The 23,618-nt window shown below is 43.9% G+C and carries 20 protein-coding genes; 14 read left to right on the plus strand and 6 right to left on the minus strand.

What is annotated here, in order from left to right; all coding sequences use genetic code 11:
* Positions 1-320: IS1096 element passenger TnpR family protein (locus G589_RS0116610; protein ID WP_026522916.1), on the plus strand; the 320-nt coding region annotated here is incomplete at its 5' end.
* Positions 321-349: 29 nt separating this feature from the next.
* On the opposite strand, the gene G589_RS0116615 is transcribed toward G589_RS0116610, so the two are convergent.
* Positions 350-550, minus strand: coding sequence for a cold-shock protein (locus tag G589_RS0116615; protein ID WP_013281837.1), 201 nt, complete (start codon positions 548-550; stop codon positions 350-352).
* 95 nt (positions 551-645) lie between these two features.
* Positions 646-2,382 (minus strand): GGDEF domain-containing protein, encoded by a 1,737-nt coding sequence (locus G589_RS0116620; RefSeq protein ID WP_026522917.1) that lies wholly within the window; start codon positions 2,380-2,382, stop codon positions 646-648.
* 222 nt (positions 2,383-2,604) lie between these two features.
* On the opposite strand from G589_RS0116620, the gene G589_RS0116625 reads away from it, so the two are divergent.
* Positions 2,605-2,892 carry a YerC/YecD family TrpR-related protein gene (locus G589_RS0116625; RefSeq protein ID WP_022765063.1) on the plus strand — a complete coding sequence of 96 codons (288 nt, stop codon included), beginning with the start codon at positions 2,605-2,607 and terminating at the stop codon, positions 2,890-2,892.
* Between the two features lie 47 nt (positions 2,893-2,939).
* Here G589_RS0116625 and G589_RS20440 read toward each other — a convergent pair whose 3' ends face one another.
* The 3 genes from G589_RS20440 to G589_RS0116640 all read right to left on the minus strand — a co-directional run bounded on the left by G589_RS20440 (position 2,940) and on the right by G589_RS0116640 (position 6,795).
* Positions 2,940-3,419 (minus strand): bactofilin family protein, encoded by a 480-nt coding sequence (locus G589_RS20440; protein ID WP_051192510.1) that lies wholly within the window; start codon positions 3,417-3,419, stop codon positions 2,940-2,942.
* Between the two features lie 30 nt (positions 3,420-3,449).
* On the minus strand, positions 3,450-4,232 hold the full coding sequence (locus G589_RS0116635; RefSeq protein WP_026522918.1) for a murein hydrolase activator EnvC family protein: 783 nt from the start codon (positions 4,230-4,232) through the stop codon (positions 3,450-3,452).
* Between the two features lie 124 nt (positions 4,233-4,356).
* Positions 4,357-6,795: a GH36-type glycosyl hydrolase domain-containing protein gene (locus tag G589_RS0116640; RefSeq protein WP_026522919.1), complete on the minus strand. Its 2,439-nt coding sequence runs from the start codon at positions 6,793-6,795 to the stop codon at positions 4,357-4,359.
* A 380-nt stretch (positions 6,796-7,175) separates the two neighbouring features.
* On the opposite strand from G589_RS0116640, the gene G589_RS0116645 reads away from it, so the two are divergent.
* The 8 genes from G589_RS0116645 (at position 7,176) to G589_RS0116680 (ending at position 15,919) form a co-directional block, all read left to right on the plus strand.
* Positions 7,176-8,210 (plus strand): LacI family DNA-binding transcriptional regulator, encoded by a 1,035-nt coding sequence (locus tag G589_RS0116645; protein WP_242826474.1) that lies wholly within the window; start codon positions 7,176-7,178, stop codon positions 8,208-8,210.
* A 66-nt stretch (positions 8,211-8,276) separates the two neighbouring features.
* Positions 8,277-9,707, plus strand: coding sequence for an ABC transporter substrate-binding protein (locus G589_RS0116650; protein WP_026522921.1), 1,431 nt, complete (start codon positions 8,277-8,279; stop codon positions 9,705-9,707).
* 110 nt (positions 9,708-9,817) lie between these two features.
* Positions 9,818-10,744, plus strand: coding sequence for a carbohydrate ABC transporter permease (locus tag G589_RS0116655; protein WP_022769597.1), 927 nt, complete (start codon positions 9,818-9,820; stop codon positions 10,742-10,744).
* A gap of 13 nt (positions 10,745-10,757) precedes the next feature.
* The gene (locus G589_RS0116660) at positions 10,758-11,621 is read left to right on the plus strand and encodes a carbohydrate ABC transporter permease (RefSeq protein WP_022765070.1); all 864 of its coding nucleotides are present in this window, start codon (positions 10,758-10,760) and stop codon (positions 11,619-11,621) included.
* A 405-nt stretch (positions 11,622-12,026) separates the two neighbouring features.
* Positions 12,027-12,707, plus strand: coding sequence for a hypothetical protein (locus tag G589_RS0116665; protein WP_026522922.1), 681 nt, complete (start codon positions 12,027-12,029; stop codon positions 12,705-12,707).
* Between the two features lie 185 nt (positions 12,708-12,892).
* Complete coding sequence (locus G589_RS0116670) at positions 12,893-13,348, plus strand: ACT domain-containing protein (RefSeq protein ID WP_022769593.1); 456 nt, start codon at positions 12,893-12,895, stop codon at positions 13,346-13,348.
* 10 nt (positions 13,349-13,358) lie between these two features.
* Positions 13,359-14,567, plus strand: a complete 1,209-nt coding sequence (locus G589_RS0116675; protein WP_026522923.1) for a homoserine dehydrogenase — start codon at positions 13,359-13,361, stop codon at positions 14,565-14,567.
* Positions 14,568-14,599: 32 nt separating this feature from the next.
* Positions 14,600-15,919 carry an aspartate kinase gene (locus tag G589_RS0116680; protein WP_022769590.1) on the plus strand — a complete coding sequence of 440 codons (1,320 nt, stop codon included), beginning with the start codon at positions 14,600-14,602 and terminating at the stop codon, positions 15,917-15,919.
* A gap of 58 nt (positions 15,920-15,977) precedes the next feature.
* Here the strand turns inward: G589_RS0116680 and G589_RS0116685 are convergent, their stop codons facing one another.
* Positions 15,978-16,775 (minus strand): hypothetical protein, encoded by a 798-nt coding sequence (locus G589_RS0116685; protein ID WP_026522924.1) that lies wholly within the window; start codon positions 16,773-16,775, stop codon positions 15,978-15,980.
* 231 nt (positions 16,776-17,006) lie between these two features.
* On the opposite strand from G589_RS0116685, the gene G589_RS0116690 reads away from it, so the two are divergent.
* The 4 genes from G589_RS0116690 to G589_RS0116705 all read left to right on the plus strand — a co-directional run bounded on the left by G589_RS0116690 (position 17,007) and on the right by G589_RS0116705 (position 23,608).
* Positions 17,007-17,519, plus strand: coding sequence for a DUF6106 family protein (locus tag G589_RS0116690; protein WP_022769584.1), 513 nt, complete (start codon positions 17,007-17,009; stop codon positions 17,517-17,519).
* A 23-nt stretch (positions 17,520-17,542) separates the two neighbouring features.
* Complete coding sequence (gene guaB, locus G589_RS0116695) at positions 17,543-19,000, plus strand: IMP dehydrogenase (RefSeq protein WP_022769582.1); 1,458 nt, start codon at positions 17,543-17,545, stop codon at positions 18,998-19,000.
* Between the two features lie 106 nt (positions 19,001-19,106).
* Positions 19,107-21,842 (plus strand): putative bifunctional diguanylate cyclase/phosphodiesterase, encoded by a 2,736-nt coding sequence (locus tag G589_RS0116700; RefSeq protein WP_155832572.1) that lies wholly within the window; start codon positions 19,107-19,109, stop codon positions 21,840-21,842.
* A gap of 56 nt (positions 21,843-21,898) precedes the next feature.
* Complete coding sequence (locus tag G589_RS0116705; RefSeq protein ID WP_051192512.1) at positions 21,899-23,608, plus strand: glutamine--tRNA ligase/YqeY domain fusion protein; 1,710 nt, start codon at positions 21,899-21,901, stop codon at positions 23,606-23,608.
* The last annotated feature ends 10 nt before the right edge of the window (positions 23,609-23,618 follow it).

Raw genomic sequence — 23,618 nt, forward strand, 5'->3', positions numbered from 1 at the left:
TGGAATCATATGACTTTATCCATGAGCATCTGTATGAATTCTGCATGGATAATAGAATGTACAGCGAGTACAGTTATCAGTATGATCCAGAGGATGGTAGTCCTTCAACTGACATAGCCATCGATGAGATCAAACTGGTAAAAGGACAGAACTTTTCTTTGCATTACGATTATGGTGATGACTGGATGTTCACAATACACGTTCAGAAGATTGAGGAAGAATCAAGAAAGAAACCACCGACACTGCTTAAGGCTGTTGGAAGTGTTGAGCAGTATCCTGATTGGGATGAGTGGGACGATGAAGAAGACGAAGATGAGTAACGAGAGTTAATTATAGAGGAAGTTCACAATTAAAGCTTGTTTACGTTTACGGCTTGAGGTCCCTTTTCGCCCTGGATTACATCATACTCTACAGAAGCGCCCTCTTCGAGAGACTTGAAACCTTCCATGTTGAGTCCTGAATAATGTACGAATACATCATTTCCAGCCTCGTCAGAAATGAAGCCGTAACCCTTCTGGTTGTTGAACCACTTAACAGTACCTTTGTTCATCGTAATACCTCCAATAAAAATAAAAAAATAAAATGTTATGTTGTCTATGACAACATATTTACGATATCACATAAGTGGTCAAAAGTAAAGCAATTTCAGCCGAGAGAATGCAGAGATAACAAGTCAATGAAAGCCCTGTAATATCTAAAGTGTGTCTGATTCCACATTGTTGATTTCCCGACGCTGGAAATAATAAATACGCATTTTCTGTTATCTTTGTCGAAGAACTTAATGTAAATTACCGAGTAAGTCTCTCTTTTGGTCAGGAACTCCTTGAGCTTGTGGGCAAAAGGAGGAAGCGTTTCGAGGCGGTTTATAACAACGAAATTATCCAGTGCAAAGTATTTGTCCAGTTCCGGACTATCTAATATTTTTATGAGGAAGTCTGTTGCTACTTTATCATCTATCGCTTTGCTTCCGGCGGAATATCTGTGCTTAAAGGGCTCTCCTACAAACAGCATAACATTTTGCAGGTCAAAAGCTTCGGCAAATTCTGACATGTATTGTTCTATAGTGCTGTCCTTGTCGTGAAGAGCCATGTTGAACATCTTGACGATGACATCACCATAGGAGTTATCCCTTTCATTGAACTTTCGGACGTTCTGCTGTTTACGCCTTATTTCTTCAAGCGTTCCGTGTTTCTCAGGTGTGTATATGATATATCTGTTTCGGCCTTTTTCCTTGGCAAGATACAGGCAGTGATCGGTCAGTTCAAAAAGATCGTCATAGTTTTCCGCATCTTTCGGGAAAACTGCAGCTCCGATAGATACTGAAAGCGGATTATCTTTATCGATTCCTTTATCCGGGAAAGTGGAAGTTACTTTGTTTTTTATTCCCTTAAGTTTTACTCTGAGTTCTTTTTCTGATTTTATATCATAGAGAAGAACAAGGAACTCATCTCCGCCGAATCGGCCTGAAATGCCGTCTGTTCCGATCTCGTTTGATATGATGCTGGCAGTTCTTTTAATGACTTCATCGCCAAACTGATGGCCAAAGGTGTCGTTAACTGATTTGAAAAAGTCAATATCAATGATCGCTAGGGCAGTGCCTTCAAGCCTTCTGTCATCAATTCTCTCTTTGGCAATTCTCAGGATATCGCTCTTTTCAAGAAGGCCGGTCATGGAATCGTGCTTTATGCTGTTTATCTTTACAGCCCCGCTGCTTCTTAAAAGCTGAATATGACCCACGACGCCCTTGGTATCCTTGTCATAGAAAACAAAGGATTCATCCAGAACAGTATGTGTAACATCGGAATCATCATTTAGAAGGTTGCCTTTTACTGTAGTGGTGCTTCTTCCGACACCTGATTTAACCTGGGTGATAAAGCCTTTTACACTATCGATCTGATCGCCCTTAGCTCTTGATAGCAGGACTTTTTCAAATTCATCCAGGGTATAAACTCTTGATTGGAAATCGGAGACCTCCGTGTTAAAAACACTGACACTTTCTTCGCCGGGAGTATATACGAAGTAAACATCTTCATACATATCAAGCTGAGCCTGAAAGATATTTATGGTTCTCATAAGAGAACTGTGTGCATTTAAAAGATCCGCAGCGTTTATGATAGTAAGTCTTATGAAGTCTTCATTTTCTACGGCGGCCTTCATGTAGGTGTAATACATGGTATCGGGGCAGAGGAGCTTACTTGGGTACCAGTTTCCGTCGCAATTTTTGATGTTATTTAGATATATATCCATATCTTCAACAGCTATAAGCTCATTCATGGGCTTTTGCGCATAGCTGCCGAGCTGATCATAGATCCAGGCATCTGCTGAAACTATTTTCTGGTCTTTTTTTGCAATGACTATATCGTAAAAACTAACGTCCTTCATATGTCTTCCTCATCAAGAAACATAGGCGCTAACCATATACAGCAATCAAATATACATAATTACGCAAAATACTAGTTTTATTATATAACAAATAGTGACAGGGAAAAAGCATATATGAGACGGACTTTACTTTAAAGTTTTAGCGTGATAAAATATTTAAGTATGAAAGCATTATTGACGGAATATAGTTAATAGCAAATCAGATCAGTTGGAGGGACAGAAATGAACAAAAAAATCAGAACAGATGCTGTTGATCACTTGTTTGATGCAATACTCTGCCTGCAAAATAAAGAGGAGTGCTACAGCTTCTTCGAGGATCTGTGTACAGTAAATGAGCTTTTATCGCTCTCACAGAGATTTGAAGTTGCTTCAATGCTCAGAGATAAGAAGACATATCTTGAAATTGCTGAGAAGACAGGAGCTTCTACAGCAACCATCAGTAGAGTGAACAGATCTCTTAACTACGGAGATGACGGATACGAGCTGGTATTTACCAGAATGCAGGATTAAAATGACAAATTAAAAGAGGCTACATTGTAGCCTCTTTTGTTTTGGAATTATTTGTTTTCTTCTTTATTCTCTTCTTTGTTTTCGCCTTTCTTTTCTTCTGTGGTTTCTTCAGAAGACTTGTCGGCAACCGCGCGCTCTTTTGCAATTGCTGCAGAGCTCTTGTCGATGGATGTCATCTCGCAATTTCCATGGAATACGGCGTTCTCATCAATAATGATTCCCTTACAGGTTACATCGCCGATAACCTTACCTGTATCGCTGATCTCGACCTTGCCCTGAGGAGCGGATACATTACCTGTGATCTCGCCTGCAACATAGGCATTCATGGCTGAAACGGTTCCGGTGATCTTACCTTCCTGACCCACGATGAGAGCACCACTAATGGTCACGTTGCCGTTTACTGTACCGTCGATTCTGGTTGAATCTTTGGTTGTAAGCGGACCGTCAAGGATTGCTCCGGGACCAATGATGGTTCCCACCTGTTCTAAAGCGGGATCTACACTGTTGTCTTTTTTGCTTCCAAACATTGAAATTTCCTCCGTTTGATATCCGGGTCTTTACCCGTTGATTTCTGTTAGTTCTTCCGGGTTGATATATTGCTCATTCTGCTGTATCTGATAGCCGAGTGTTGTGTTGTCTTCAGATATAACAAAGATAATATCACCCTTATCTATGGCAGATCCTTCTGTGACAAGAGGATCGCCCATATTTCTGTAAATTGAGATATAACCGTTGCCGTGGTCGATGGTGACCATGTTGCCGAACTTTACATCTGTGGTAACGGTCTGTACTGTTCCGGAGCCTGCTGCGATGACGCTGTTACCGGCAGCGGAATCAAATAGTACCAGCGGATTGCCTGTGGCTGTGTCCTTGTTGTCCTCGGTGATCTTGGTAACCTTGGTCTCGTTTGGATCATCCACAGCGGGAGTCATAGATGCAGTTCCTGTTAAAGGAAATCCTGTAGGAATTGCAAGTGTCTCAGCTTCTTCCGCTGAAATCTGCTCATCTTCAAGCCTTTGATTGAGAGCTGCCGAAAGCTGCTGAACCTTGGTCTCGAGTTCTCCGTTTGAGGCCTCAAGGGTTGCACTCTCAGTGGTAAGCTCATCGATCTGTGCCTTCTGTTCCAGCTCAATGGAACGAAGATGGTTTATAGTGATGGCAGAGTGGATTATATAACAGATTATAACAAGCGCTATACCAAAGGCTGTGTATGCCAGTAGCTGTGTCCTGAAGTGGTTCAGATGGAGTCTCTTGGTACTGCCATCGGAGTCACCGGATATGACCATGAAGGTATAGTGTCTCTTATGTCTGTGTTTTCTGGGCTTTTTTTCTGTGCTCATATAAACCTCCGACTTAACACTTTATTTTAACACGTATGATAGGTTTTGCGCAACCAAAAAGCCTGAGCACGTCAAACGCGCTCAGGCTCTCCGGTTTTGGTTTTTAGTTGTATTTAAGAAGGTTTTATCCGAGAATAGCTTCTACAGTGTACTCCTTAACACCTTCCTCGTAAGGAATGATGTTGCCCTCAACTTCCTTGCCATTTACTGTGAGCTTGGAGATGCCCTTCTGAGCACCGTTCTGCTTAACAGAAATGTTGTAGGTTGCTCCGCGGAACTTTCTGGTGAGAGTAAAGTCACCGAAGTCCTCGGGGACACAAGGATTGATGGAAAGTCCCTTGTGAGTAGGGTAAACACCAAGGATGTACTGTGAGATGTTTACAAAGGTCCATGCAGCTGTACCTGTAAGCCAGCTGTTCTTGCCCTGTCCGTGGAACTTAGCGTCTCTTCCTGCAACCATCTGTGAATATACATAAGGCTCTGTGCAGTGGATATCGCTGATCTCCTCAACGTATGCAGGACATGTCTTCTTGTAGATATCGAAAGCTCTGTTTCCGTGTCCAAGAACGGTCTCAGCGATTGAAACCCAAGGATTGTTGTGGCAGAAGATTCCGGCGTTCTCCTTGTATCCCGGTGGATATGAGCTGACTTCTCCGAGCTCTAAGTGGTACTTGGTATATGCAGGCTGAAGGATCATGATTCCGTACTTGGTATCAAGTCTCTCCTCAACGCTCTTAAGTGCCTTTTCAGCAAGGCCTTCCTTAACACCGATTCCTGCAAGAACGCAGAAGCCCTGAGGCTCGATGTAGATCTGGCCCTCTTCGCACTCTTTTGATCCAACCTTGTTGGAGTTTGCATCGTAAGCACGAACGAACCACTCGCCGTCCCAGCCGGCTGTTGTTGCTGCATCGTAAACTTTCTTGATCTCAGCTCTTGCGCGCTCAGCCTCGGCTGTATCACCCTTGAGCTCTGCAAGCTCAGCATACTCTTCACCGTACTTAACAAACATTCCGGCGATGAATACTGACTCTGCAACAGGTCCCTCGGAAGGTCCGAAGGTCTGGAAAGACTCACCCGGATGCTCTGAGAAGCAGTTGAGGTTCAGACAGTCGTTCCAGTCAGCACGACCGATGAGTGGAAGACCATGAGGTCCCTTGTGTGTTGCTGTGAAATCGAATGAGCACTTAAGGTGTCCCATAAGGGTCTTGGCTACGCTCATATCATTATCGAAAGGAACCATTTCATCAAGGATTGAAAGGTCGCCTGTCTCTCTTATATATGCGCTTGTTCCGGCAATGAGCCACAGAGGATCGTCATTGAAGCCTGATCCGATATCTGAGTTACCCTTCTTGGTAAGTGGCTGATACTGGTGGTATGCGCTACCATCCTGGAACTGAGTAGAAGCGATATCAATAATACGCTGTCTTGCTCTGTCGGGAATGAGGTGAACGAATCCGAGAAGATCCTGGCAGGAATCTCTGAATCCCATTCCACGGCCGATACCTGACTCATAGTAGGAAGCAGATCTTGACATGTTGAATGTAACCATGCACTGATACTGATTCCAGATATTAACCATGCGGTCAACCTTCTCGTTGTTGGAAGATACATGGTAGATTGAAAGGAGCTCGCTCCAGTATTTCTTAAGTTCTGCAAGAGCAGCATCTACAGCAGCCTCGTTGTTGTACTTGGCAAGCATTGCAACTGCCGGCTTCTTGTTAACAACAGAAGGAGCTTCCCACTTGTCATCCTCAGGATTCTCAATGTATCCGAGAGTGAATACGAAGGTCTTGGACTCGCCGGGCTTAAGAGATACGTTGATCTGATGAGCTGCGATAGGAGACCATCCGCTTGCCATTGAGTTTGTGCACTTGCCGGCTGCAACAGCATCAGGGCTGTCAGGTCCGTTGTATGCTCCAAGGAAGTCATCACGGCTTGTATCGAATCCGTCAACCTTGGTGTTTACGCCGTAGATTGCATAGTGATTACGACGCTCTCTGTACTCTGTCTTGTGATAGATAACACTTCCGCCGTCTGTAACCTCAACTTCACCGGTTGAAAGGTTTCTCTGGAAGTTCTTCATATCATCATCTGCGTTCCACAGACACCACTCTACATATGAAAAGAGGGTTATGTTGGCATCGCTGCTCTTCTTATTAGTAAGAGTTACCTTTGAAACCTCGCAGTTATCGTCCATGGGAACGAAGGTGAGAACCTTGGCCTCGATATCGTTCTTGGTTGAAACCCATGTGCTGTAGCCAAGACCGTGTCTGCACTCATAGCTGTCAAGAGTTGTCTTTACAGGCTGCCATCCGGGATTCCATACGGTATCGCCATCTTTAATAAAGAAGTACTTACCGTTGTTATCATAAGGAACGTTGTTGTAACGATACCTTGTAAGACGAAGGAGCTTGGCATCCTTATAGAATGTATATCCTCCGCAGGTATTGGAGATGAGTGAAAAGAACTCTTTGTTGCCCAGATAGTTGATCCATGGAAGAGGAGTCTTGGGCGTAGTTATTACGTATTCGAGAGCATTGTCGTCAAAATAACCGTACTTCATTGGTAACCTCCTGTTAACTTAAACGTTTTCGATAAAATTCTAGGTGTATTATATATGTAAATGTACATGATTTCAATACAAATTTCAACTTTTTTTAATCTGGTGCAAAGCGCATAAATACTAGGTTTACGTTTACTTATGCGAGTAAGTTTTCACAAAGCCGCATGGATAGTGCCTTTGTTTCGAAAACGTTTAAAAGAAATATGAACAAATTATGGACAAACTTGGAAAAATATATGAAATGATGTTTGCAAATTTGTAAAAGACTCACAAAAATATCAAAATTGCACAAAAACTAAAAAACTCAACTTGATTTTAGAGTAATTTCGTTGTATATTGAAACTACGAAAACGATTAAGTGAGAAACGTGAGATAAACAGATGGCTAGACGTATTGTTTCATTGAAAGACATATCGAAGGCCTGTGGAGTGTCAATCGCAACTGTTTCCAAAGCGCTTAATGATCACAGCGATATAAGTAAGGAAACGAAGGAAAGAGTAAGGGAGATAGCGGATAAGCTTGGGTATCATCCCAACGCAGCAGCTCAGGCACTTAAGACAAACAGGTCCAATAATATCGGAGTGCTCTTTGTAGACGAAGCCAACAGTGGACTTACCCACGACTACTTCTCACATGTGCTCGACAGCTTTAAGAAAAAGGCTGAGCAGGAAGGTTTCGATATTACCTTCATTAATGGAGACAGATCCAGAACCAACAAGATGAGTTATCTGTCCCATGCAATATACAGAGGCTTCGACGGAGTGGTCATTGCCTGTGTAGAGTTTTCGGACCCGGAAGTGGATGAACTTATTAAGAGTAACATCCCAGTGGTCACAATAGACCACACTTTCTACAACAGAATAGCAATTGTCTCTGACAATATTAAGGGAATAAGAGATCTTGTTACTTATATATATGAACAGGGACATCGTAAGATAGCATACGTACACGGACTTGAGAACACAGCAGTTACCCAGTCACGACTCACAAGCTTTTACAATACTCTCCAGGATCTGGGAGTACCGGTAAGAGATGAGTACATGGTATCAAGCCCATATAGAAATACAGAAAAAGCTTTTGAAGCTACCACCAAACTTTTGGAACTGCCTGATCCGCCAACATGCATTATGTATTCAGATGATTTTGCAGCCTTCGGCGGAATTAATGCCATAAGACAAAAGGGACTGAGAATTCCCGAGGATATATCCGTTGCAGGATACGATGGAATAGAGCTTGCAAGAAGAATAAGTCCTCTTATGACAACAATAGTTCAGGACACAGACAGGATAGGAAGAGTTGCAGCAAGCAAACTCATAGATCTTATCAATAATCCAAAGGGAACACTTATCGAGCAGATAGTGGTAGAAGGAACCTTGGAAAAGGGCGAGTCAGTCGCCAATATTAACCCGGTTTAAAATGGCCATAGCCGTTTTAAATATAACTCAAAATTCTTTTAAGAGAAAAGGGAGGTAAAAGTAGTTATGAGAAAGAAAATACTTGGCGTATTACTTTCAACAACAATGGTAGCTGGTATGCTTTCAGCTTGCGGATCTGCAGCAGAAGCTCCTGCAGCTACTGAGACACCTGCAGCAACAGAGGCACCTGCAGCTGAGGCACCTGCAGCAGAAGCACCTGCAGCAGAGGAAGCACCTGCAGCAGAGGCAGCAGCTGATGAGGGTAAGGTTCTCAACATTTCAGCATGGAACGAGGAGTTCAAGAGCCGTCTTACAGATCACTATCCTGGATATGAGGTAGTTGATGGAACAACAGGTAAGATCGGTGATGTTACAGTTAACTGGCTGATCACTCCTAACGAGGAGAACGCTTACCAGAACAGACTTGATGAGCTTCTTCTTGCACAGGATAGCGCTGCAGCAGATGACAAGGTTGACCTTTTCCTTGTAGAGGCTGACTACGCAGTTAAGTACACAGACACAGATTACACAATGCCTATCACTGACCTCGGCATCACAGCTGATGAGCTCAAGGATCAGTATGCATACACACAGGCAGTTGTAACAGATTCTAACGGTGTTCTTAAGGGAACATCATGGCAGGGCTGCCCTGGTGTTATGATCTACAACAGAGCAATCGCTAAGGAAGTATTCGGAACAGATGAGCCTGCAGACATCCAGGCTAAGTTCGCTGATTGGGATAAGTTCTTCGAGTCAGCCGGTGAGCTTGACAAGGCTGGTTACGATGTAATTTCTTCAACAGCTGATACATTCCGTGTATATCAGAACAACGCTAAGCTTCCTTGGGTTAACGGAACACAGATCCAGGTTGATGACAACCTTAAGAAGTGGGTTGAGGATTCTAAGAAGCTTGCAGATGCTGGCTACTGCAACACATGGGGCCAGTGGGGTGAGGACTGGAACAAGGGATTCTATCCTGAAGGAAAGGTATTCGCTTACTTTGGACCAGCTTGGCTGATCGACTTCTGTATGGCAGCTGACGTAGAAGGCTCAGTAGCTCACGATGGTGGCTGGGCAGCTACAGAGGGACCTCAGGGCTTCTACTGGGGCGGAACATGGATCTGTGCAGCAGCTGGAACAGATAACCCATCACTCGTTGCTGATATCATGAGAAAGATGACAATGGATCCTGCAGTTATGAAGGACATCGTTCTTAAGGACAATGACTTCGTAAACAACAGACCTGTTATGGAAGAGCTTGCAAACGATCCTTCTTACCAGAACGCAGTTCTTGGTGGACAGAACCCTCTTAAGATGTTCTGTGCAGGCGCTGACAACATCGATATGGCTAACCTTACAGCTTATGACCAGGGTCTTCTTGGTGACTTCCAGACAGCTATGGGCGACTACATCAATGGCAACTTTGCTACATATGATGAGGCTCTTGAGCAGTTCTACACACTTGCACTTCAGAGATATCCTGAGCTTACAAGATAATTTCTGTATAAGTGACAGTATTTTAAAAATAAGTTGCCTGCCGGGTTATCCGGCAGGCAATTTCTTAAAAATCCAAGGGTAAAGAGTAAAATATTTGCGGAGGTAAGGGTATGGACAAAAATAAGTCCACTAAAGCCAATCATAACGTGGTTAAGTTTAACCGCTGGGGATATATTTTCCTTATACCATTCTTTGTTACATATATCATCTTCAGCCTTATTCCACTGTTTTCAACTATATATAACAGTTTCTTTGAGAACTATCGTTCCGGACTTAAGCAGATCGGACCTAACTTTGTTGGTGGCGCCAACTATGTTAACCTGCTTACAACACCGGAAATTTGGAAATATTTAGGTAACACACTCATCATGTGGGTTGGTGGTTTCATCCCACAGATTGTTATAGCTCTTTTGCTGGCTTACTGGTTCTCAGATCCTTCACTCAGACTCAAAGGTCAGAGATTCTTTAAGACAGTTATCTACATGCCTAACCTGATCATGGCATCAGCGTTTTCAATGCTGTTCTTTGCATTGTTCTCAGACAGCGGCCCTGTAAACCAGATTCTTTTAAGTCTTGGTGCTATAAAAGAGCCTTTCAAGTTCTTCCAGTTTGTGGGTGCTTCAAGAATTCTTGTTATGCTCATGAACTTCCTGATGTGGTTTGGTAATACAACCATCCTCCTTATGGCAGGTATGCTTGGTATCGACTCATCACTTTATGAAGCTGCTCAGGTTGACGGAGCTACAGCTTCACAGGTATTCTTCAAGATCACAATGCCTATTCTCCGTCCTATATTCATCTACGTGCTGATCACATCTCTTATCGGTGGTCTGCAGATGTTCGATGTTCCTCAGATCTTGACAAACGGTCGTGGTAATCCTATGGATGCCCTTACCACAGTAATCATGCTCCTTAACAGATATCTTACAAGTAAGGACGTAGGCCGTGGTGGTGCTTTGTCAGTATTCTTGTTTGTTGTAACTGGTATTCTGAGCCTTGTAGTATTCAGAATTAACAGTTCAAAAGAAAAGAATTAAGGAGGAAATAGGGATGAATAACGAAACAACAATGAAACCCCATGGAGTCCCAATTGGAGTAAGAAGAACTATCGCTTACATAACACTTATATTCTTTTCGTTCCTCTGCCTCATTTGGTTCTACATTTTGCTTATTAACTCAACCAGATCACATTCAGAGATGACATTGGGATTCACAGTACTTCCCAGCACACATCTTCTTGATAACTGGTCAAGCCTTATAAACGGAACTATTCCTATTGCAAGAGGCTTTTTAAACAGTATTATCGTTTCAGTTTGCACAGCAGTGCTTTGTACATACTTCTCAGCTATGACTGCATATGCTATCAATACATATCAGTTCAAGGGAAGAGCTGCTATTGCAACATTTATCCTGGCAATCATGATGATTCCCGGACAGGTTACCGCCCTTGGTTTCCTGCGTTTGATCGTAAGACTTGGAATGGATGACTCAATCGTACCTCTTATCATTCCTGCAATTGCATCACCTGTTACTTACTTCTATCTGAAGCAGTACATGGAGAGTAACCTGCCTCTGTCACTGGTTGAGGCTGCAAGAATTGATGGTTCGGGAGAGTTCAGAACATTCAATACAATCATAATGCCGCTTATTAAGCCGGCTATCAGTGTACAGATGATCTTTGCTTTTGTAGGAAGCTGGAATAACTACTTCACACCGGCCCTGATCCTTCACACTGATACTAAGAAGACACTTCCTGTTATGATTGCTCAGCTCCGTGGTGCTGACTGGCTCCGTTTCGATATGGGTCAGATCTACATCATGATAGCTGCATCCATCTTCCCGGTTATCGTTATCTACCTCCTTCTTTCAAGGTACATCGTAGGTGGCGTATCAGCCGGTGCAGTAAAGGGATGATAAATTAGCTATCCTCCTATTTTACTCTTTCCTTTTATAAGCGTTTTTGAAAAGCCATGGCGTTCCCCGACGTCATGGCTTTTCGCTTTATGCAGGGGATACTCTCGCCGGAGGTCCTGTGGGCTGCCACAGCTAAATGGCTATCCTCCTCGCGGACTATTTTTGTCGGAATTCATGGCCTTCATAGAACGCTTTGCAGCTTCTACGGATGATCCGTGGACAGAAGATGCAAAGCGCCCTCTGAAGACTCATGAATTCACGAAAAAATACTACGCTGCGGGTCTAGCTATTTAGCTGTGGCAGCCCACAGGACCTCCGGCGAGAGTATATGACCATAGCGAGTGGCTTAAAAAAGTGATAAACTAGTTTTGTAACTACGAATATTTTTAAGAGGTGATTTAGAAAATGAAGGCAAACAGAGTTTTAGCGATTTTGTTCTCGTCAGCATTAGTGGCTGTTTCAGCAGCTCTTTTACCTGCTCCGGTTGCTGGAGTTGTAAGAGCTGAGGAGGATACAACTATAGAGAGCGCTGAGGATGCTCAGGAAGAAAATAAGGAAGATGAGCCGGAGTTAACTGAAGAAGAGCAGGCGGCAAAAGAGGCTGAAGAAAAGAGAAAAGCGCTTCAGAATGACCCTACCCACATACATCACTTCAAATGGATAGCAATCATGAATGAGAGTGAATCCGCTGAGGGTACTATTAATTACATGTGTCCTGAATGTGGTAAGATATGGTATTTCAGACCGATATCTGCTTACTATGCGTTCCAGGGCGATGTTGCAAGACGTATTGAGATGGCTCCTGAAAATGCAACAGTTAAGGTAAAAACCTCTTTATTTATTAATTTCAACAAACAGGTAATGCAGGCTCTGGAAGAAAGGCCTGACGTTTCACTCTATGTGAGCTTCCTTGATCAGGAGTACAAGGGAAATCGCGTCAGCTTTGTGATCCCTGCGGGAGAGGATACTGTTTCTCTTCTTGATGAGAACGGATATGCCGGATTTCTTTTCCTTGGCGGCAAATATGGCCTGACCATGGAAGTTCCGGTAGTAGATGAGGGAACGGAAGAAAAAGCTTCAGAATAGGTAATATGATGTTTTGGGACCATGGCAAAGGCTGTGGTCCTATTTTTGTCATAATGTACAAAGAAAAATGTATAAACTTTGAATATTTATAAATATTTCTGCTTGTCTTTAAAACTTCACTGTGATAAAATCTTTCTCATGCAGACAAATGTCCGCGATACAAAAACACTTTGGGAGACATTAAAGTGCAGCAGGATACAGGATACTATGTAATCAGAAAGCAGGCGGTACCTGAGGTTTTGCTCAAGGTGGTCGAGGCCAAGAAACTCCTTGAATCCGGGAAGGTGAAGACTGCCAGTGAGGCAGCTCAGCAACTTGGAATCAGCCGCAGCTCTTTTTACAAATACAAAGAAGATATATATGAGTTCCACGACAGCCTTCAGGGCACAACGCTGACCCTGACATTCCAGATGAATGATGAGGTGGGACTTCTGTCATATGTGCTCAACCTCATAGCCGAGTTTGGGGCAAACATTCTTACCATACATCAGTCCATACCACTAAACGGTGTGGCATCTATTTCAATCACCATCCAGGTATTACCGGAAACAAGAGATATCATGGAGATGATCTCCATCATGGAAAAGACTGAAGGCGTGCACAAGGTACATATTACCGGTCGAAGTGCTACGCTTACATAAGGAGGAAGATATGGCAAAGGTAGCAGTATTAGGGTACGGTACAGTAGGAAGCGGAGTAGTTGATGTTCTCGACAACAACGCAGCCGAAATCGAAAAGAGCGCAGGGGAAAAGCTTGAACTTAAGTACATTCTTGATCTTAGAGATTTCCCCGGGGATAAACATGAGACACAGGTCGTTCACGACATCAACATCATTCTTGACGATCCTGAGATAGAAGTTATCTGTGAGACAATGGGCGGAATTGAGCCGGCATTCTCTTTTGAAAAGAGTGCTCTCGAGAGAGGAAAGAGTGTCTGCACCTCCAACAAGGAGCTGGTTGCAGCACGCGGACCTGAGCTAGTTGAGCTTGCCAGGAAGAACGGAGCAAGCTATCTGTTTGAGGCAAGCGTAGGCGGCGGAATTCCACTTCTTAGGACTATCAATGATTCTCTTAAGCATGAGAAGATCGATTCCATCACAGGTATCTTAAACGGAACAACTAACTACATCCTCACCAAGATGGACAAAGAAGGCGCAGGCTTTGCGACAGTACTTAAGGCAGCACAGGATAAGGGCTACGCAGAAAAGAATCCTGAGGCCGATGTGGAAGGCTATGATGCCTGCCGTAAGATAGCCATCCTCTCAAGCCTTATGAGTGGAAAACACGTTAATTATGAAGATATTTACACAGAGGGTATCTCCAAGATCAGCATCGAGGATTTTGCCTATGCAAGAACTCTTGGAATGGCGATCAAGCTCCTTGGAATGTGCAAGAAGAATGAGAACGGCTTCTTTACTATAGTTGCACCGTTCCTTATCCCTTATGAGAATCCTCTTGCAAACGTAAACGGTGTATTCAATGCCATCAATGTTCACGGAAACATGGTTGGCGACGTTATGTTCTACGGAAGAGGCGCAGGCAAGAACGCTACAGCAAGTGCGGTAGTTGCCGATGTTATTGATATCATCAAACACAAGGGCAAGCACATCGACGTAAACTTAAATTCTGAGAAGGCAGTTCTTTCTCCTAAGGACAATGCTGTAAGAAAGTTCTTCGTAAGAGTTGCAGCTGAGTACAAGGAACAGGCTTTTGAGATCTTCGGACACGGTATCGAGGAAGTTACAGGCGATAACGTATATAACGAGTTCGCCTTCATTACAGATGATATCTCGGAAAAAGACTTCGATGAGAAGCTTTGGAAGTTTGACAGCGTTAAGGGTTACATCAGACTTTACTGATGAATAAATAACTATAGAAGGAAGATGGAGCAATGAAAAAGGTTGTAAAATTTGGCGGAAGTTCGCTGGCCAGTGCAGAGCAGTTCAAGAAGGTAGGTGACATCATTAAGTCCGATCCGGACAGAGTGTACGTAGTACCTTCAGCGCCGGGCAAAAGAAATTCAAAGGATACTAAGGTAACTGATATGCTTTACAAGACCTACGCCCTGGCAGAGGCAGGCAAGGACTTTAGTAAGCAGCTTTCAGATATCAAGGCCCGCTACGATGAGATCATCAAGGGACTTAAATTAAAGCTGGATCTTTCAGGTGAGTTTAAGACCATTGAAAAGAACTTTAAGGCACAGGCAGGCAGTGACTATGCAGCCAGCAGAGGTGAGTACCTTAACGGAATCATAATGGCAGCATACCTTGGCTATGAGTTCGTTGACGCTGCTACCGTTATTTCTTTTGACAAAAACGGAGAATTCGATGCCGAGAAGACCAATAAGCTGATGGCCAAGAAACTGGAGAAGACTCCAAAGGCCGTTGTTCCCGGATTTTACGGCGCATATCCTGACGGAAGCATAAAGACCTTTTCAAGAGGCGGATCCGATATCACAGGATCCATCGTATCAAGAGCAACCAAGGCAGATGTATATGAGAACTGGACAGATGTTTCAGGATTCCTTGTTGCAGATCCAAGGATCATTGATAAGCCTCCGTACATTGAGACCATCACATACACAGAGCTCAGAGAGCTTGCATACATGGGTGCCGGCGTTCTTCACGAGGATGCGATCTTCCCCGTAAGAAAAGAGGGTATCCCGATCAATATCAGAAATACCAACCAGCCTGATGATCCCGGCACATGGATCGTTGAGTCAACAGCTAAAAAGTCCAAGTATGTCATCACCGGAATTGCCGGTAAGAAGGGCTTCTGCTGCGTGAACGTCCTCAAGGATCAGATGAACTCCGAGATCGGATTCGTTAGAAAAGTCCTTCAGGCCTTTGAAGATCAGAACATTTCAATCGAGCATGTTCCTTCAGGAATCGACACCATGACTGTATTCGTACAGCAGGACGAATTCATCGAGAAGGAGCAGGCAGTTGTTTCAGAGATCCACAAGCTCGCTCATCCCGATATGCTTGAGATTGAGTCAGACCTTGCTCTTATCGCAGTTGTGGGACGTGGTATGAAGTCGACACGTGGAACTGCAGGAAGAATCTTCTCTGCACTTGCTCACGCCAGCGTCAATGTTCGCATGATCGATCAGGGATCTTCAGAGCTTAACATCATTATTGGTGTTGAGAATAGGGATTTTGAGAAGGCGATTGAAGCTATTTACGATATATTCGTTTCAACAGCCCTTTGATAATAATGAGTCAAAAGAACCGTCCCCCTGACTTGGTGGGGACGGTTCTTTTTGATTCTTATTTCATAAGATATTCAATAAATAACTTAGCGTTATCAATTCTCTGAGAGTTTACTGCAATACCCACAATCGGAGCTTCATCCGGGAAAGCCTCGCAGCTCTTGAGTGCTTCAGAGTTATCAAGAATGATTCCAACGGGAATCGGATCATCCATATCCTCTTTAGCAACCTTCTGGTAGGTGAAATCCTCTTCGTATTTTGCAGCCATCACAGCGTATTTGTTGTTCTTGTCATATTCACCTGAAGTGATGTAAGTTGTGTACTCATCTGAGTTCAGGTAATCAATGTATCCCTGATCTACGTAGAAAACTCTATCGCCAAAACTCTCAAGTTCGCTCTCACTGTATAAAGTTCTAAGATCAATGAATGTATCCTGTGAAGCGTAGCGGCCGAAGGTGTTTTCGTCTGCAACTATGGTATCAAGTTCATGTGCTGCAAGCATTGCCATGAGCTTCTCGCTGGTTGCAACAGAAGTAGTATCTACTATAGAAGACATGAAGTTTGATGATGTATCAACTATAACTGCGTATTCTTCTGTATCAATACCTGCATATTCTGCAAAACCATCCTGAAGTATGTTCTGAGTGTCCATGCCACGGTTGTTGATAAACATGGAATATACTGCGTAAGGTTTGTTGTCCGTAACATCTCTTATGGTAATGATCACAAAGATCAGAACTACGATTGCCACGATGGTATGTATCTTATAATATTCCCAAAAGTAATCCCAGTGGGCTTTAAAGCCCTGACCTTTAAGCTTTTTCTGTTGCTCTTTTATCTCATCACGTACTGACATGTAAATTTCCTCCTGAATTTCTTAGGACTCATTCGAGAATTTTACGTTTAATAAAGAAAACTGTCAAGTTAGCTTTAAACAATAGTTTACAAATAAATAATACATTTTTTACGATAAAACAGATATAATAGAAATGATAGGTAAGAACGGTGAAAAACGCTTGAAAGATTGGGAAAAGTAAAGTAACATAATCGTTAAAATTGATATTTTTTAAGGAGGATGAGTTCTGTAATGGGTATCGATAACAATTATGTTGAGTGCCTGGTAGAGAGCAAAGCGTCACCAATGGTGAAGATTCTCAGCTTTTTATCTCTTGCTGTGGCAATTATTTTCTTTCTTTTATCAGTCATCAGTCCGTTAGGAATCATAGGTCTTATCCTGTGCATCGGTGCAGGAGTTTTGTATTATTTCCTTACTTTGAATGCAAATATCGAGTTTGAGTATCAGTACTGTGAGAGGGAGATCACAGTTGACAAGATCCTCAATAAGAGCAGACGTAAGAATGTAGCCAAGTACGACGTCAACAAGATTGAAGCTATGGCTCCGTCTCGTTCCTATCATCTCGATGAGTTTAAGAATAAAACCCTGAAGGTGGTTGACTTCTCCGCAAGACAGAAGGACCGCCAGCCTGATCCAACATATACTTTTATATATGATGGAAAGGAAAAGGTTATATTCGAACCAAATGCAGAATTTGTAACAGCTGTTAAAAACGTAGCACCTCGCAAGGTGTTTACTGACTGAAAAGAATAAGGGAGAGCGAGACAATGGGACAGATTATCGGCGAAGGAATTACTTTTGATGACGTACTTTTAGTACCGGCATATTCACAGGTTATACCTAATCAGGTAGATGTTAGCACATATCTTACCAAGAAGATCAAACTCAACATTCCTATGATGAGTGCAGGAATGGACACAGTTACAGAGCACAGAATGGCCATCGCCATGGCTAGACAGGGCGGTATCGGTATCATTCACAAGAACATGTCTATCGAGGCTCAGGCCGAGGAAGTAGACAAGGTTAAGAGATCAGAGAACGGCGTAATCACTGATCCTTTCTCACTTTCACCGGAGCACACACTGGCAGATGCCGATTCTCTCATGGCTAAGTTCAGAATTTCAGGTGTGCCTATCACTGAGGGCAAAAAGCTTGTAGGTATCATCACAAACCGTGACCTCAAGTTTGAAAAAGACTTCTCACAGAAGATAAAAGATGTAATGACCAGCGAAAACCTTGTTACAGCCAAGGAAGGCATTACACTTGAGGAAGCAAAGAGCATTCTTGCAAAGAGCAAGAAGGAGAAGCTTCCTATCGTAGACGACGACTACAATCTTGTAGGACTTATCACAATCAAGGATATTGAAAAGACCATCAAATATCCTCTTTCAGCTAAGGACGACCACGGACGTCTTCTCTGCGGAGCAGGTGTTGGTATTTCGGCTAACTGCCTGGACAGAGTAGCAGCCCTTGTTGATGCCAAGGTTGATGTTATTGTTCTTGATTCAGCACACGGACATTCAGAGAACGTTCTTAAATGTCTTCGCATGATAAAAGAGAAATTCCCTGATCTTCAGGTTATCGCAGGAAACTGCGCTACAGCAGCTGCAACAAAAGACCTTATCGAAGCAGGAGCAGATGCTGTCAAGGTAGGTATTGGACCCGGATCTATCTGCACAACACGTGTGGTTGCAGGTATCGGTGTTCCTCAGATCACTGCAGTTATGGACTGCTACGAAATGGCTAAGCAGTATGGTATTCCGATCATCGCTGATGGTGGTATCAAGTACTCTGGCGATATTACCAAGGCTATTGCAGCAGGAGCTAACATCGTAATGATGGGTTCAATGTTTGCAGGCTGTGACGAGGCTCCCGGAGATTTCGAGCTGTTCCAGGGAAGAAAATACAAGGTTTACCGTGGAATGGGATCCATCGCAGCCATGGAGAACGGCTCCAAGGATCGTTATTTCCAGGAAGATGCTAAAAAGCTTGTTCCGGAGGGCGTTGAAGGACGTGTTGCCTACAAGGGAACAGTTGAAGATACAGTATTCCAGCTCATGGGCGGACTTCGTTCAGGTATGGGATATTGCGGATGCGGTACAATCGAGGAACTTAAGGAGAACGGAAGATTTATCAAGATGACCTCCGCAGCTCTTCGTGAGTCACATCCACATGATATTCAGATCACAAAAGAGGCTCCTAACTATAGCGTTGACGATAAGTAATCACCTGGCGAGGTCTTTTCGAGCCTGGTGTACTACTTAGTTCTGGCGAGCGTAGCGAGAGCAGAACTTCCTTATGTTATAAAATCTAAGTGCAAGGAGAGCTTGCATGCGCGACACAAAAGCACCAGCAGAACTTATGCAGGCACAAAGCAAGGGCTCTGGCTCTACGGAGATGGGAGCTCTTGGTCAGCTTGCGCCAAAAAACAGGCAGGAACTGCAGACCTGGCAGGATATGTTCTGTGAGATGGCAGGTGTCTATGTGCAGTGTCTTGACGGGGATGGCGTTCCTATTACGGAGTTCTCCGGCAATTCACACGAGATTGATATAATTCAAAAATATGTAACCCCCATCAGGATCCACAACATCTGTATGAGGGTTTCCGAGAGCGACCTTGAGGATCAGGCTGTGGAGATCACAGAGATCCCCAATCTCAGGCTCGCTGCGGTAGCGGTTGGTGGTGTGGACAGGATTGAAGGTGTCTGGATTGTCTGCGGACTCTTTACAGATGCCCAGTATGATCAGAGTTTCTACCACTATCCACCGATTGACAACTTCCAGTATCAGATTTCCGAGACCAAATTTTATAAGACTCTGGATCTTTTAAGAGAGACCTTGGACATCCTCATCAAAGTTGAGGCATCAAGGTCTAAAGCTGTTGCAATAAGTGAGGAGAGCAAAGCTCAGGAAATGGAGATGACAAGCTCCTTCCACAGAGCAGAGATCATGACAGAGATCGTATCTCTCCTTGACAGCGACGAGGGTATAGAGGAGGTAATGGCTCAGGTCCTTTCAAGGCTTTGCAGTTATCTCCAGATTAGTAATGCCTTTACCTGCAAGATCCATCACGGAACTCTCATGGACATTATCGTCCAGTGGACACAGCCCGGAGTTCCAAAGCTCTTTTCCAATACCACTGATCAGGAGGTCTGCTGGTTCCTTGGAAGTTCCAAGGCGATAGCTATATCCAGCGACACCCAGATGAACGCTGGAGAAAGAGAACAGATTGACAACCTCGGCATCAAGGCTCTTGTGGCAATGCCCATCATGATTGGCGGAAACCCTGCCTTCTACGCGTGTCTTACCGAGAACAGGGAGAACAGAGTCTGGTCCATTGATGACATTAAGTTTATTAACGACTCCATAAGGATCCTTCAGAGTATCATAACCAAGAGACTGCAGACCAATTCGCTGGCAAGCTCTTTTGCCTCCTTAGAAGCGGTCCTTGATAACGTGGGAAGTTCAATCTACGTAAGGGATATAGGCACGGGAATCCTGCTCTTTGCCAACAGGAGTTTCAAAAAGAACTTTAGCAAGGAACTCACAGAGAACAGGCTGGTGGAGCTCTTTGAAGGAAATATTCCCTCAAGAAGCCACAGCGGAAACTACGAAGTACATCACAGAGACAGAGAGAAGTGGTATGATGTCTACTACACAAGGATCAAGTGGGTGGACGGAAGACCGGTTTCGCTCTGCGCGATTTATGATATCACTGAAAAAAAGCTGTACCAGAAACGTATGGAGCAGCAGGCATATACAGACTTTTTGACAGGTCTTTTCAACAGAATGTGCTGCGAAAAGGATCTGGCAAAATACGTGGATGAGGCAAGAACTACCGGCAAGACCGGTGCTCTTATGTACTTAGACCTCGATGACTTTAAGCATATAAACGACAGCCTGGGCCATCAGTACGGCGATACCCTTCTTCAGGATATCTCTAAGGCCATCAGCAGAATAGAAGGAATCACGAACTCCTGCTATCGTATGGGCGGAGATGAGTTTGTAATCATAGTTCCACCTGAGAGCTATCACAGGATGGACAAGATCGTTGAGGAGATAAAGAATGCCTTCGCAACGCCGTGGTATCTCAAGGACAGCGACTACTACTGCACCATGAGTATGGGTGTTGTCAAGTTCCCGGAGCACGGCGACAATGTATCCGAGCTTATCAGAAAATCAGATGTTGCCATGTACGAGGCTAAGAAGTCCGGCAAGAACAGGATCGCGGAGTACTCAGACAACATCGATTCCTCCAGTATCCATAGGATCGATCTTGAGAAGAATATGCACAAGGCCATCTCCAAGAAGGTTGATGAGTTTGAGGTTTACTTTCAGCCTGTCCTTTATAACGACAAGGCAAAGGGCAAAGGAAAGAAGAGCAAGATAAAGCACCTCGGAGCAGAGGCTCTTGTCAGATGGAACAGCGAGTCTCTGGGCTTCTTAAGTCCCGATGAATTCGTGCCTCTTGCTGAGTACCTGGGACTTATCACTCCTATCGGCAACCACGTGCTCAAAAAAGCATGCGAGTGCTGCAGGCAGTGGAACGAAACAGGAAACGGTGATTTTGCCATCAGCGTAAATGTCTCTGTTGTGCAGATCATGCAGAACGATATCCTGGATATCATAAAGAACTGCCTTGAGGAAAATAATCTAAAGCCTGAGAATCTGATCCTGGAGATCACAGAAAGGCTTGCCATAAACGACCTTGCAAGGACCAAGCAGACCATCCTTGATATAAAGGATATGGGAATAAGGCTTGCCCTTGATGATTTCGGAACAGGTTATTCTGCTCTTTCCAGCATAAGAGCTCTGCCTTTCGACATAATCAAGGTTGACAGAGAGTTTGTAAAGAACATAGATAAGGATGAATACTCTAAGGCATTTGTCCGTTCAATGGTTGATATGGGAAAATCCATCGGCGCAGATATCTGCATCGAAGGCGTTGAGACCAAAGAGCAGATGGAGATCCTTGAGAGCATGGGCGTCACCTATATTCAGGGCTATTACTATGATAAGCCACTGCGCCGTGCAGCCTTTGAGGAAAAGTATGTGTATAACCGGTAGGTTTATGCTACAATAGAATGTAAACATTTTTATAGAAAGTTGGTTTGATAAAGTAAATGGCAGATGAAGTAATTACAAAAGTAAATGAAAATCCTGAGGAAGAAAGCGGCTCAGGCAGGCACTTTATAGAAAGAGCCATCGACAAGGATCTCGCGGAAGGCGTATACGATCACGTAGTAACCCGTTTCCCGCCCGAACCCAATGGCTTTTTGCACATTGGTCACGCCAAGAGTATACTTCTCAACTACGGAATGGCCAAGGAGTATAACGGCAAGTTCAACATGAGATTCGATGATACCAATCCTACCAAGGAGAAATCCGAGTTCATGGATGCCATCATCGAGGATGTTAAGTGGCTTGGTGCAGATTACGAGGACAGACTCTTTTATGCATCAGATTATTTTGACGAGATGTATGAAGATGCTGTCAAGCTCATCAAAAAGGGCAAGGCTTATATCTCAGAGCTTACAGCAGATGAGATCAGAGAATACAGAGGAACACTCACAGAGCCCGGCAAGAACGATCCCGGAAGAGACAGAAGCGTAGAAGAGAACCTTCGCCTCTTTGAAGAGATGAAGAGTGGCAAGGTTGCTGACGGAGCCATGACTCTTCGTGCCAAGATCGATATGGCATCACCTAACATCAACATGAGAGATCCTATCATCTATCGTGTTGCTCACATGTCACACGCAAGATGCGGAGATAAGTGGTGCATCTATCCTATGTACGACTTTGCTCATCCTATCGAGGATGCCATCGAGGGTATCACACATTCACTCTGCACACTGGAGTTTGAGGACCACAGACCTCTTTACGACTGGGTTAAGACAGAGTGCGAATACAAGAATCCTCCACGTCAGATTGAGTTCGCCAAGATGTACCTCAACAACGTGGTTACAGGAAAAAGATATATCAAGAAGCTTGTAGAGGACGGAATTGTTGACGGATGGGATGATCCAAGACTTGTTACCATCGCATCACTCCGCAGAAGAGGCTTTACACCTGAGTCCATCAAGATGTTTGTTGATATGTGCGGAATCAGTAAGGCACAGGCAACAGCAGAGTATTCAATGCTCGAGTACTGCATCAGAGAGGACTTAAAGCTCAAGGCTAAGAGAATGCAGGCAGTTCTTGATCCTGTTAAGCTCATCATCGACAACTATCCTGAGGGCGAGACAGAGTACCTTGATATTGAGAACAACAAGGAAGTTCCAGAGATGGGAAGCCGTAAGATCCCATTTGGAAAAGAGCTTTGGATAGAGAGAGAAGACTTCATGGAGGAACCTCCGAAGAAGTACTTCAGACTGTTCCCGGGCAACGAAGTAAGACTTATGAACGCTTACTTTGTAACATGTACAGGTTTTGAGAAGGATGAAAACGGCAATATCACAGAGATCCACTGTACATATGATCCTGCAACCAAGGGCGGAGACAGTCCCGACGGCAGAAAGGTAAAGGGAACAATCCACTGGGTGGCTGCCAAGGAGGCACTTACCGCAGAGGTAAGACTTTACGAGAATATCATTGATGAGGAGAAGGGTGTTTACAACGAGGAAGACGGATCTCTTAATTTAAACCCCAATTCCATCAAGGTCATTAAGAATGCTAAACTTGAGCCGGAGCTTGCAAACGCCAAGGCTTTTGAGAAATTCCAGTTTGTCAGAAACGGATTTTTCTGTGTGGATTGCAAGGACTCAAAAGAGGGAGCACCGGTATTTAACAGAATAGTTTCACTTAAGAGTTCATTCGTGCTACCTAAAAACTAACTTTTAAAGA

Source organism: Butyrivibrio sp. VCB2001 (assembly GCF_000423965.1).
GTDB lineage: Bacteria > Bacillota > Clostridia > Lachnospirales > Lachnospiraceae > Butyrivibrio.